This is a genomic window from Streptomyces sp. NPDC050263, from assembly GCF_040655955.1.
Lineage (GTDB): Bacteria > Actinomycetota > Actinomycetes > Streptomycetales > Streptomycetaceae > Streptomyces.
The window spans coordinates 13,752-25,970 of the sequence record NZ_JBFAKW010000044.1 but is presented as its reverse complement, the minus strand read 5'-3'; the positions used below and the strand labels follow the sequence as shown (position 1 = coordinate 25,970).

The 12,219-nt window shown below is 69.4% G+C and carries 11 protein-coding genes; 4 read left to right on the top strand and 7 right to left on the bottom strand.

What is annotated here, in order from left to right:
- Positions 1-548: 548 nt before the first annotated feature.
- On the bottom strand, positions 549-1,322 hold the full coding sequence (locus AB0J04_RS20985) for a helix-turn-helix domain-containing protein (protein WP_363170028.1): 774 nt from the start codon (positions 1,320-1,322) through the stop codon (positions 549-551).
- A 225-nt stretch (positions 1,323-1,547) separates the two neighbouring features.
- Between AB0J04_RS20985 and AB0J04_RS20980 the strand changes: the two genes are divergently transcribed.
- The 4 genes from AB0J04_RS20980 (at position 1,548) to AB0J04_RS20965 (ending at position 6,515) form a co-directional block, all read left to right on the top strand.
- Positions 1,548-2,549, top strand: coding sequence for a 4-hydroxy-3-methylbut-2-enyl diphosphate reductase (locus AB0J04_RS20980; protein WP_363170027.1), 1,002 nt, complete (start codon positions 1,548-1,550; stop codon positions 2,547-2,549).
- 12 nt (positions 2,550-2,561) lie between these two features.
- Positions 2,562-4,376 (top strand): 1-deoxy-D-xylulose-5-phosphate synthase, encoded by a 1,815-nt coding sequence (locus AB0J04_RS20975; RefSeq protein ID WP_363170026.1) that lies wholly within the window; start codon positions 2,562-2,564, stop codon positions 4,374-4,376.
- Positions 4,373-5,524: a flavodoxin-dependent (E)-4-hydroxy-3-methylbut-2-enyl-diphosphate synthase gene (ispG, locus tag AB0J04_RS20970; protein ID WP_363170025.1), complete on the top strand. Its 1,152-nt coding sequence runs from the start codon at positions 4,373-4,375 to the stop codon at positions 5,522-5,524. Before AB0J04_RS20975 ends, ispG begins: the two co-directional genes overlap by 4 nt.
- 334 nt (positions 5,525-5,858) lie before the next feature.
- Complete coding sequence (locus tag AB0J04_RS20965; RefSeq protein ID WP_363170024.1) at positions 5,859-6,515, top strand: response regulator transcription factor; 657 nt, start codon at positions 5,859-5,861, stop codon at positions 6,513-6,515.
- Here the strand turns inward: AB0J04_RS20965 and AB0J04_RS20960 are convergent.
- The 6 genes from AB0J04_RS20960 to AB0J04_RS20935 all read right to left on the bottom strand — a co-directional run bounded on the left by AB0J04_RS20960 (position 6,495) and on the right by AB0J04_RS20935 (position 12,189).
- Positions 6,495-7,280: a hypothetical protein gene (locus tag AB0J04_RS20960; RefSeq protein ID WP_363170023.1), complete on the bottom strand. Its 786-nt coding sequence runs from the start codon at positions 7,278-7,280 to the stop codon at positions 6,495-6,497. The two genes, AB0J04_RS20965 and AB0J04_RS20960, sit on opposite strands and share 21 nt — an antisense overlap.
- 77 nt (positions 7,281-7,357) lie before the next feature.
- Entirely contained in the window at positions 7,358-8,551 is a 1,194-nt protein-coding gene (locus AB0J04_RS20955) for a hypothetical protein (protein ID WP_363170021.1), read from the bottom strand.
- 2 nt (positions 8,552-8,553) lie between these two features.
- The gene (locus AB0J04_RS20950) at positions 8,554-8,943 is read right to left on the bottom strand and encodes a limonene-1,2-epoxide hydrolase family protein (RefSeq protein WP_363170019.1); all 390 of its coding nucleotides are present in this window, start codon (positions 8,941-8,943) and stop codon (positions 8,554-8,556) included.
- Positions 8,944-8,945: 2 nt separating this feature from the next.
- Positions 8,946-10,736, bottom strand: coding sequence for an FAD-dependent monooxygenase (locus AB0J04_RS20945; protein ID WP_363170017.1), 1,791 nt, complete (start codon positions 10,734-10,736; stop codon positions 8,946-8,948).
- A gap of 42 nt (positions 10,737-10,778) precedes the next feature.
- Positions 10,779-10,994 (bottom strand): ferredoxin, encoded by a 216-nt coding sequence (locus AB0J04_RS20940; protein WP_363170016.1) that lies wholly within the window; start codon positions 10,992-10,994, stop codon positions 10,779-10,781.
- 25 nt (positions 10,995-11,019) lie between these two features.
- Positions 11,020-12,189, bottom strand: coding sequence for a cytochrome P450 (locus tag AB0J04_RS20935; protein ID WP_363170015.1), 1,170 nt, complete (start codon positions 12,187-12,189; stop codon positions 11,020-11,022).
- Between the last annotated feature and the right edge of the window lie 30 nt (positions 12,190-12,219).

Below are 12,219 nucleotides of genomic sequence, written 5' to 3'. Positions count from 1 at the left end.
CGCCGGTGGTATTGATCCTGGTCTTCGGCTCGTGGGGTTCTTGCCTAAGGGCTGTCCCGCAATCCCTGGTGGATCAGCGCGCGGCGTCAGATGCGGTGCATCGCAAGGCGGAGGCACGTCCGCATACTGGATGTATTCGGGCGTTCCGACAACGCGGCGAGGTGCCGTAGCTGCCGTCGCGCGCCCGCCAGGGATTGCGGGACAGCCCTTAGGCGGATCGGTCGGCTGGCGGCGCCCCCGCTCCTCGTCGACCAGACCATCCAGCAGGTGCGGGGCAGTGCCGACGCCCTCCTCCAGCTCGGCGCGTATCGCCTCGTTGATCAGCTCCAGCCGGGTCAGGGGCTGTCGTTGGGATCAGGCCGGCCTGGAAGTGCGGTGCCCTCCTGGCCGGGCCGAGCGGGGTGTGGTGCGTGCAGCTGCAGGGCGGAGGAGGGAGTCGACGCGATGGGGGTCCCCCCGCGCGAGCGAAGTCGAGCGTGGGGGGGGAGTCGGCGACCGACGACAACGCGGCTGGGGGGGCACCCCCTTAAGGACGGACCGGTTGCCGGTCAGCACACGGCTACGAGGTCCTGTTCGATGGCGTCCACCGTTTCCAGCAGAACCCGCGCGACGGTGCGCAGATCCCGGTTCCTGACCGTGTCGCCCACCACGATCGCGGCCATCGGGCCGGCCTTGCCCAGGCGGACCGGGGCGGCCAGTTCGACCAGTTCGGGAATGTGCTCGCTCCTCGCGTACGACAGTCCGGTCCGCCGGATCCGGTCGAACTCGCGCCGCAGCGCATCCGTTCTCGCCGAGATCACGCGTGAGCCGGGCATCGTGGTGGCGAAGAGGTCGGCCGGGTTCCGCTCGGCCATCGCGAGCAGAAGCCTGCCCGCCGCCGAGCCGTGTGCGGGGACCGGCTGCCGCAGCGCCATCGCCAGCCGGACATGCTCCTGGCCATAGAGGGTGCCGACGTGCTGGACGCTGGTGCCCGACAGGGTGCCGAGGCTGACGATCCTGTTTGTCAGCTGGAACAGTTCGATCAGGAAAGGAGTGACCGGATAGTTGAGCCACTGCACCGGCGCGGGACCGCTGGTGGCCGCCAACCGAGGCAAGTAGGTGCCGAGTTCGTAGTACTTCGACTCCTTCCGTGCGGTGAGGCCGATGTCGGTGAGCACCCGCATCAAGCGGTGCAGCGTGGACTTGGGGAGGTTCACCAGGTGTGACAGTTCCGACAGGGTCAGCGGCCGCGACGCTTCGGCCAGGGTCTCCAGGACGGCGAGCGCTTTGCGCAGCGGGCCTCCTGCGGGTCCGGGCGCCAGAGGACCTCGCTCATCGTCCACGCGATACTCCCGTCGCAGAAGCGCATCCAACTGATCCATGCCTACCTGCACGCGCACGGCGAACTCAAGATCGACCGGAGGTACTGTCCCGAGGAACCATGGCATTGGGCCCCTTCTGACATTCGTGGCCCATGCCCGGCGGCCCAGGCCGCTGTTGCCACGGTCGTTCCGGAAAGTGGAAACGGCTGTTGAGGGCGTGACCTCACCCTCCCTAGTCTGCCGGGCGTGGCTAACGTGAGCTCGGATGAGTATGCGGACGGCGGCGTGCCCCGCCGCGTCCTACTGGCCGGTCCCCGATCCTTCTGTGCGGGTGTCGAGCGGGCCATCGAGATCGTCGAGCGGGCGCTGGAATCCCGCGGCGCCCCTGTCTACGTCCGCAAGCAGATCGTGCACAACACCACCGTCGTCGACGACCTCGCGGAACGTGGCGCGGTGTTCGTCGACGAACTGGACGAGGTACCCGACGACGCGACGGTGGTGTTCTCCGCGCACGGGGTCTCGCCCGCGGTGCGCAAGGAGGCGGCCCGGCGCGGCCTCGACGTGATCGACGGAACCTGTCCCCTGGTCGCCAAGGTGCATGCCGAGGCGCGTCGTTTCGCGGCCCGGGGCGACACCGTCGTCCTTGTGGGACACGCGGGGCACGAGGAGGTCGAGGGCACCCTCGGCGAGGCACCGGAGTCCATGGTGCTGGTCCAGACTGCCGACGAGGTACCCGGACTGTCCGCAGCCGACGGACGGAACGTGTCATACCTCACTCAGACCACGCTGGCCGTCGACGAGACCGCGGAGGTCGTCGAGGCCCTGAGGGAGAAGTTCCCGCTACTCCAGGAGCCGCCGTCCGACGACATCTGCTACGCCACCACCAACCGGCAGGCCGCACTCAAGGCGATCGTCCCGGAGTCGGACCTCGTCCTGGTCATCGGCTCGGAGAACTCCTCCAACTCGGTCCGCCTGGTGGAGACAGCGCGCCGCGAGGGCACCCGCGCCGAGCTGATCGACCGTGCCGCCGATATCCGGCCGGAATGGCTGGATGACGTGCGGACCGTAGGACTCACGGCCGGCGCCTCGGCACCGCCCGCCCTGGTGACGGAGGTCGTGACCTGGTTGAACACCTTCGGCCCTGTCAGTGTCGAGGAACGTGAGATCGCCCGCGAAACCATATATTTCGACCTTCCTTCGGCGGTGCGCGGCGACGCGCGGCGGCCGGCGGACGGCCGTCCCAGCTGAGCGAGGAAAGACGTGTCATTCTCTGTGCTCGGCCGTATCACCGGCCTTGAGGACCTCAAGAGGCTGCGTCCGGATCAACTGCCCGTGCTGGCAAGCGAGATCAGGGAGTTCCTGGTCGACAAGGTCTGCGCGGCCGGCGGGCACCTCGGCCCGAACCTCGGTGTGGTGGAGCTGACCATCGCGCTGCACCGGGTATTCGACTCACCCACGGACCGGATGGTGTTCGACACCGGACACCAGTCCTACGTCCACAAGATGCTCACCGGCCGACAGGCCGCCTTCGACTCGCTGCGCACCGCCGGGGGCCTGTCCGGTTATCCGCTCCGCGAGGAGTCCGAGCACGATCTCGTGGAGAACTCGCACGCCTCCACGGCGCTGTCCTACGCGGACGGCTTGGCCAAGGCCCGGCGGCTGCTGGGTGAGGACCACCGTCGCGTCGTCGCGGTCACCGGGGACGGCTCGCTGACCGGCGGCATGGCCTGGGAAGCCATGAACAACCTCGGCCGCGGCACCGAACGGGTGGTGGTCGTCCTCAACGACAACGGCCGCTCCTACGACCCCACGATCGGCGGGCTGGCCGAGCACCTGACCGCCCTGCGTGCCGGCCTGCACCAAGGGCCCAACCTCTTCGAGACCATCGGCTTCACCTACCTCGGCCCGGTGGACGGACACGACATCGCCGCCGTCGAGCAGGCGTGCCGACAGGCGACGGACCTGGACGGTCCGGTCCTGGTCCACTGCGTCACCGAGAAAGGCCGGGGGTACGCCCACGCCGAGAACGACGAGGCCGACCGCATGCACGCTGTCGGCGTCATCGACCCCGCCACAGGCCGGTCGCGCGGCGGCTCCGCACCCTCGTGGACCAGTACGTTCAGCGCCCGGATGGAGCGGATCGGTGAAGCGCGGCCCGACGTCGTCGCGCTGACCGCCGCGATGCTGCAACCGGTCGGTCTGCTCCGGTTCGCCCAGCGCTTCCCGGACCGGGTGTTCGACCTCGGCATCGCCGAACAGCACGCGGTGACCAGCGCCGCGGGGCTGGCCATGGGCGGCCTGCACCCGGTGGTCTGTCTGTACGCCACGTTCCTCAACCGGGCCGTGGACCAGATCATGATGGACGTGGCCCTGCACGAACTGCCGGTGACCTTCGTCCTGGACCGTGCCGGCGTCACCGGTCCCGACGGACCCAGCCACCACGGCATGTGGGATCTCGCCCTGCTGGGTACGGTGCCGGGCATGCGTGTCGCCGCGCCGCGCGACCCCGTCCGGCTCGCGGAACTGCTGGACGAGGCGCTGGACACGCAGGACGGTCCCACCGCGCTGCGCTTCCCGAAGGGCGGCGCGGGCCCGGAGATCCCCGCTCTGACCCGTATGGAGGGCGTGGACATCCTGCACCGCACTCGGTCCCGGCCGCTGGACGTCCTGCTCGTCAGTACCGGGGTACTCGCGGGCACCGCGCTGCGCGCGGCGGAACTGCTGGCCGACGAGGGCGTCGGGGTCACGGTCGTCGACCCGCGCTGGGTGCTGCCGGTCAGTCCTGTCCTGGTCCATCTCGCCTCCCGGCACCAGCTGACGCTCTCCGTCGAGGACGGGGTGCGCACCGGGGGTGTGGGCGCGGCGCTGGCTCAGGCGTGCGCCGATGCCCGGGTGGCCACGCAGGTGCACGCCCTGGGACTGCCCCGCAGCTTCCTCCGCCACGGTGACCGACCGGGCATCCTCGCCGAACACGGTCTCACCGCACAGTCCATCGCCGAAACCGCGCTCGCCCTGCACAACGCCGCGGCGACACCCCACGCACCCGCACCTCGTCGGGAAAGGACACCACGGTGACCCAGGTAGCGCTCGGTATGCCCGCTTCGCCGCCCGCCACGCTCGCCGACCGCCGCAAGACCCGCCAGTTGCAGGTCGGTTCGGTCGGGGTGGGCAGTGCGCACCCCGTTTCGGTGCAGTCGATGACCACGACCGTCACGGCCGACGTCAACGCCACCCTGCAGCAGATCGCCGAACTCACCGCCGCCGGCTGCGACATCGTTCGCGTCGCCTGCCCGAGCGCCGACGACGCCGAGGCGCTGTCCGCGATCGCCCGGAAGTCGAAGATCCCGGTCATCGCCGACATCCACTTCCAGCCGAAGTACGTCTTCGCGGCCATCGAGGCCGGCTGCGCCGCGGTGCGTGTCAATCCGGGCAACATCAAGAAGTTCGACGACAGGGTGGGCGAGATCGCCCGCGCGGCCAAGGACCACGGCGTCCCGATCCGGATCGGAGTGAATGCCGGGTCACTGGACGCACGCCTGATGCGCAAGTACGGGAAGGCCACCCCGGAGGCGCTGGCCGAATCCGCGCTGTGGGAGGCATCGCTCTTCGCCGAGCACGGCTTCCACGAGCTGAAGATCTCGGTCAAGCACAACGACCCCGTGGTCATGATCCGTGCCTACGAGATCCTCGCCGAGCAGTGCGACTACCCGTTGCACCTGGGCGTCACCGAGGCGGGGCCGGCGTTCCAAGGCACCGTCAAGTCCGCGGTCGCCTTCGGGACGCTGCTGCGCCAGGGCATCGGTGACACCATCCGCGTCTCCCTCTCGGCGCCGCCGGTGGAGGAGGTCAAGGTCGGTTCCCAGATCCTCCAGTCGCTCAATCTGCGGCCTCGCAAGCTGGAGATCGTTTCCTGCCCCTCGTGCGGCCGGGCGCAGGTGGACGTCTACAAACTCGCCGACGAGGTCACCGCCGGCCTGGAGGGCATGGAGGTGCCCTTGCGAGTCGCGGTGATGGGGTGCGTGGTCAACGGACCCGGGGAGGCGCGCGAGGCCGACCTCGGAGTGGCGTCCGGCAACGGCAAAGGCCAGATCTTCGTCAGGGGCGAGGTCATCAAGACCGTTCCCGAGCACCGCATCGTGGAGACCCTCATCGAGGAGGCCATGAACCTCGCCGAGACGATGGACCCGGAGGCCGGGGGATCCGTCACGGTCGTCACCGGCTGAATGAGGGATTCCCCCTGGGGGAACACGAACAGGTCGATCGCCCGACTCCCCGGAGTGGGCCACTGTAAGGTCATTGACGTCGCCTTTCCGACTGTCAATGACCATATAGGGCCACATTCGGGGAGTTTTGTTGTAGTCACTCGATCCGCCCTCCGAGCCCGTCCCGCGGCCGACCAGCCCCGTTTCGCCATCCCCCAGGACACACCGAGCGGGCGATGCCGCATACGCGAATGAAGAGCGCAAAACGACCCTCGGTCCGAGGCGTCATGCCCGAAACCCGGCGCAGAGACGAATCCCCCGGCTGCCGCGCTGCTTATTCCTTGGAGGCTTTGCCATGATCACCAAGGCCACGAGTGCCGAAACCACCATACGTCCGGTCAAAGCACTGGTCCGGGCGACGGATCCGCTGACGCACTCAGCGATCAAAGATCAGCTCGGCGCCGCGCCGAACATAGAAGTCGTCACGGGGGAGCGCCCCGGCCCGGCCGACGTGGCCGTGGTCGTCATCGACCGCATGACCGTGGGAGTGACGTCGTTGCTGCGCCGGCTCAAGGATTCCTTACAGGTACCGGTGGTGCTCATCCCCTCGGAGATCGACCGTGCCGACCTGTTCACCGTGGTGGAGTGCAACGTGGTCGCGGTACTGCCACGGGTCGCCGCCACCAGCAACCGTATCGAGGAGGCGGTGCTGACCGCCGCGTCCGGCGGGGGCGTGCTGCCCGCGAAACTACTGGGCGAACTGCTCCGGCAGTTCGAGCGGATGCAGCGTGAGGTCCTGTCACCGCACGGCCTGCACACCTCCGGGCTGACTCCCCGGGAGATCGATGTGCTGCGGCTGATGTCGGAGGGCCTGGACACCGCCGAGATAGCCACCAGGATGTGCCTGTCGGAACGAGCGGTCAAACGCGTCGTCTTCGGGGTCACCCAGCGCCTGAATCTCCGCAACCGGCCTCACGCGGTGGCGTATGCCTTACGAAGCGGCGTCATCTGACCGAGTTCCGGCGCCCGCAAGAGACGCCGACCCGGTCCCGGAACCCGTGGCCGCGGATCCTGCCGGAACCACGCTGACGGCCGTCGGCGCGCGAAACGCCCACGGCGGCCGCCCCTCCCGGCGCATCGCCCTGTGCAGCAGCACCACATAGGCGACGTCCAGAGCGACATAGGTCGGCACCAGCACCTGGAGCAGGTGGTGGGAGGGGTAGACGACGAAGGCGGTCAGTCCGGCGAAGAGGGACCCCACGGTCTTCGCGACGGCGATGTACATCGACTGTCCCACACTGGACCCGCGGCGCCTGAGCAACAGGATGAACGAGGCGCTCAGCGGTACCTGGATGATCATTCCGGTGTACATGCCGTCGCGGTCGTGGAACTCGTTCGCGCCGACCATGACGATCACCGACGCCCACACCAGCACGCCGGCGAGTGTCCACCGGAAGATCCGCGCCGGCAGACCGGGGTGATCGCGCGGCCCGTACCGCAGTGCCTGGTACAGCAGGACGACGTTGAAGATGACCCAGAGCACGTTGATCAGTCGCTGGGTCGGTGTCTGTTCCAGCAGAAAGGTCAGGCTGAACTCCCAGGCGAAGTTCACCGCCACCAGGTAGGCGGGTATCCCCACGCGCCCGTCCTGACGTCCCTGCCGGATAGCCAGAACGTACGTCACTATCCAACCCAGCGCGGTCGGCCCGGCGACCGCCGCGAAGAGTCCGTCCGGAACGTCGGCCGCCCCCACCGAGACCGGTGCGACCTGTGACATCGGGAAGAGAGGAGGGGGCAGCCAGACCATGGGGATCCTTCGTGGGTCAGGGCGGGGTGAGACGGGCAGGAGACCGGTCAGAGGCTGGGCACGATGGGTTCCAGGCCGAAGAACGACCCGCCGTACAGTTCGTGACCGACGTGAACGTTGAGCATCGCGTGACGGGCCGCGGTATTGGCGTCCCGCCAGTACTGCTGCAACGGGTTCGACTCGGCGAAGGACGCCGCACCGTGCGCCCACAGCAACTCGTCGAGCGCGGCGGTCACCAGGCTGACCGCTTGGCCGACATCGCCACGGATGCGCAGAAGCTCGCTCTCCGGCAGCGAGGCGGCCGCGCGGGCGGCCTCGTCGATCGCGTCCGCGGCCCGGTTCACATGCATCTCGGCGGCGTCGATCGACAGAGCTGTCCTGCCGAGCGAGGACACGAAGGTCCGTGACTCCGTCTGGCTGGTGTACTTGGTGGGCGCGATGCCTCGATGGGGCGCCTTCTCCACGACGAAGGCGCGGGCTGCCTGGCCGGCGCCGACCACCACGGAGGCGCAGACCACGGCCAGGGCCGCGATCGCCGCTGTGCGGAACAGCGGCGGCAGGCCGACATCGGTGGCGTTCTCCCGCCCGCGCTGCACCTCGGCCGGGATCACCCGGTGCTCGGGGACGAACGCGTCCCGGAGCACGACGGTGTGGCTGCCGGTGGCACGCATGCCGACGGTGTGCCAGGTGTCCTCGATGGTGAGGTCCGCGGCGGGCACCAGCACGGAGTGCCCGCCGACGGGCTCCCCGTCAGGATTCAGCTCCCGGGCGACCAGGATCGCCCAGTCGTCGTGCAGGATGCCGGTGCCGTACGGCCAGGTGCCCGTGAGCAGATAGCCGCCCTCGGTGCGTACTGCGGTGCCCGCGGCCGCGAAGATCGAGGCCAGCTTGGCGCCGGGGTTGTCCCCGAACACCTCGTCCCGCGCCGTCTGGGGGAACTTCGCGGCCAGCAGGTTGGAACCGTTGATGTTGTTGACCACCCACGAGGTGGACGGGCAGTAGTGGGAGAGGGCCTTGGCAACCTCGCTCATGGTCCGGACGTCGGTCTCGAGGCCGCCGTAGGCCCTCGCGGTCCAGAGCATGCCCAGCTGCGACTCGTCGATGGCCCGGACCGTGGCGTCGGGCAGCCGCCGCTCCCGCTCCCCCTCGGCGACGCCGTCCGCGAAGACCGGCCCGAATTTGTGGACCCTGTCCACCAGTTGGGTCCGCAGTTCCATCGGGTCCGTTCCGATGTTTGTCATGGTCACCATTCCGGGCTTTCGGTGATGAGGTTGGTGAAGTCGAAGTAGTCCCGCCAGGCACTGATCCGGCCGGCCCGTAGTTCGAAGGCCGCCATCACCTTCAGGTTCAGTGCGATGGGGGTGCCGTCGACGCGGAGCATGTTCTCCATGCGCTCGGCCAGGACGGTGCCCCCGGCCGTGGCCATGTGCCGGAACCTCACCTCCAGCCGCGCGAAGTCGGGCGGCATGAGCTGGAGGATCTCCGCCTTGCCCCGGCATACCGGGGAGCCGGGGTTCTCCCACACACAGTCGTCGGTCAGATAGCCGTCCACGGCCGCCCGGACGTCGGCCGGGGTCGGCCCCATCGACGTCAGGAAGTCATGGACGAGACGCTCGCCGTCGGTGGAAGGCATGGTCAGGTCCCCCTGTTCGTCGCGTCGGGCCGGCCGAGGAGCCGGTCGAACACCTCGCCGAGTTCCTGGTCGGCGTGCCGGCCCTGATGGACACCGCGCCAGGCGACGTGCTGGTCCGGCCGCACCAGGACGGCGCCGTCGTCGTCGATCTCCCGCACCGCGGCCCAAGCGCCCTCCGCGTCCCAGTGGCCCATCGCGTCGGGCTCGCTGCCGATGGGCACCACGGTGAGGTCCACCCCGTGGGCATCCGCGGCCTTCTTGGCGGCGGACGCCCATCCCTCGCCCAGCGGCCCGGTGATCAGTACGAAGCCGCCGTCGCCGCCGACCAGGTCGTGTGTGGAGACCTGGGCGCCGCCGTGCCGCAACCACACGTGCGGGAGCCGGTGCCCCGGCCGGGTCGTCGGACGGTAGACCGCGCCCATCGGGTCCCGGGGCGGCGGCGGGGTGCCGTCCGGGAGCACCGCGCCGGCCACGTAGTGGTGACCGAGTTCGATGTCGTGCGCCTGGTACTCGATGCGCTGAGTGCCGAACACCTCACGCACCAGGGACCGCCGGGTCTCGCCCATCGGTGTGTCGGCCAGCAGTTCGCGGATGCCGGCCTCGGTGGCTGCCGGCTTCCCGTGCGCCATGCCGAGAACCGCGAACAGGGTGCCGTAATTGAGCAGACAGCCCATCGCCCAGCCCACGTTGCGCCTGGCGACGGGCAGCCGCTCCGCCTCGTAGGAGTCGAGCAGCGCGTCGTCGGCCCGGCCGTCGAGCACGGCCTTGAGCTTCCAGGCGAGGTTGTGCGCGTCCTGGATCGCCGTGTTCAGGCCGCCGCCTGCGGCGGGTGGCTGCCGATGCGCGGCGTCGCCGGCGAGGAAGACGCGGCCGGCCCGGAACGACCGGGCCACGACGGCCTCCGGCCGGTACTCGCCGGCATGGTGGATCTGTATGCCGAGGTCCGCCGGCAGTTTCAGCAGTTCCCGCACCCGGCCCGCGAGCGCCTCCGCGCCGAGGTCGCCCGCGGCCGTGCCCGGCGTTACCCGGAAGTGCAGTGCCCACTCCTCGGACGCCGAGCCCCAGTGGGGTCCGGACGCGACGAGGACCGAGACCTCGCCGTCGAGGCCGAAGATGTGGGTCATCAGCAGCGAGTCGCTCCACCAGGGCGAGAGGTCCGCGCTGAAGTGGACCGAGATGATGGTGAACCCGCCGCCGGCGCCGTCCATCGGGATGCCGAGCGAACCGCCGACGCTCCTGCCGCCGTCGGCGCCCAGCAGGTACCGGGCACGGACCGTGGCGACCTCGCCGGTGGCCCGGTCGGTCACCCGTGCCCGGACCCCGTTCTCGTCCTGGGTGAACTCTTCCATCTGATGGTTGAACAGCAGGCTGGACGGAGCCCGTTGCTCCGCATGCCGCCGCAGCAGCGGTTCGAGCCGGTGCTGCGGAAGGTTGGTCGAGGGGCCCGTGCTGTCGGCGGCGTAGGGTCCGGCCGTGCTGCCGCCGCCGAAAGCGTCGGTCCGGTACAGCTCCCGCCCGTCCACGGGGCCGTCGCCACCCAGCGAGGTACGCCAGGCGACCTCGCTCATGTTCGGGAGCGGGCAGCTGATCCGGTAGATGTCGTCGGCGATGCCGTGCTGCCGGAATATCTCCATGGTGCGCTGGTTCAGATAGTGCGCCCGGGGCAGGACCGAAGTCGACTCGCGACGTTCCACCACCAGGTGGCGCACCCCCACGTCGGACAGGAAGACCGACGCGGCGAGTCCGCAGCCGCCACCGCCGACCACGAGAACGGGCACTTCTACGTCAGACATTGCGCTTCCCCTGAGCTTCGGACGAACTACTGGCAGAGCGGGTCACTCTTCGTGAGCCGACTTGTTCTCGTGCAGGACGATGACCGCGGCCGGGCACCGCAGGGCTGCTTCCCGGACCTGTGCGTGCTCTCGCTCCGGCGGGTCCGGCGCAAGCAGAACCACCCTGCCGTCGTCGTCGTTCTGGTCGAAGACCGTCGGCGCGTGCCGCGCGCAGTTCCCGACGGCGTAACACCTGCTGTCGTCGACTTCGACCTTCATGGTCGTCTCCCCCTCTCGCCGCCGGTCACCAGGTGACCGGCAGGGCGTTCGCACCGAAGACCAGCGCGTTGGTGCGGTACTCCAGTTCGTCGTGCGGGATCGCCGAGCGCAGCGTGGGGAACCTGGTGAACAGGGCCGGCAGAGCGACGCGCAGTTCCATACGCGCCAGTTGCTGGCCCAGGCACTGGTGCGGGCCGAAGCCGAAGGTGAGGTGGCGCTGCGGGGGCCGGCGCACGTCCAGGCTGTCCAGATCCTCACCGGTCGTGCCGGGGTCCCGGTTGGCGGCCAGTACGGACGCCACGACGTGCTCACCCTCCTTGATCTCCTGGTCGCGTACGCAGATGTTCCCGGCCGCCTGCCGCGGCACGATGGTGGCCGGCGCGGTGTACCGCAGCAGTTCCTCGACGGCGCCGTCGGTCACCGAGGGGTCGTCGCGTACCGCCGCGAGCTGCTCGGGATGCTGGAGCAGCAGGGCGATGCTTGCCGACAGGGTGCTGGCGATCGTCTCGTGCCCGGCGATGAGCAGCATGTTGCCGATGCCGGCCAGTTCCTCGTCGCTCAGCTGGTCGCCGAAGTCACGCACCACACGGCCCAGTACGTTCTCGCCCGCGCTTTCCCGGTGCCGCGCCACGAGTTCGGCCATGTACGCCATCATCTCGGCGGCCTTCTCCATCTGGACTTCGCGGCTCTGGCCGAAGTCCAGCGCGAGAGCGGTACGGCGCTGGAACCCCTCGCGGTCGGTGTAGGGCACACCCAGCAGCTCGCAGATGACGAGCGTCGGGATCGGGGTGCAGAAGACCTGCACCAGGTCGGCGCCCGGACCGGCCTCCTCCAGCGCGTCCAGAGCGGAACCGACGACGGTCTCGATACTCGGCCGCAGCTCGCGCGCCCGCTTGGTGGTGAACGACGCGGTCAGCATGCGCCGCAGCCGGGTGTGCTCGGGGCCGTCGTAGCTCAGCAGGTTGCCTGGCTGGTACGGCATGGAGCCGCCCATGTGCAGCCGGTCGTCCGCGAGTACGTTCTTGACGTCCTCGTAACGGGTGACGACCACCGCCTCGAACTCGCCCAGCATCGGGCTGGGCACCTTGACCCGGCTGAGCTCGTCGTCCTTCTGCGCGGCGTACAGCTCGGCGACCGGGGCGAACGGGCATTGGGCGGCCCGTCCGCCGATGGGGATGGTGGTCGACTCGGTCATGAGATGGCCCTGCTTTCTTGTCGTGGGGAG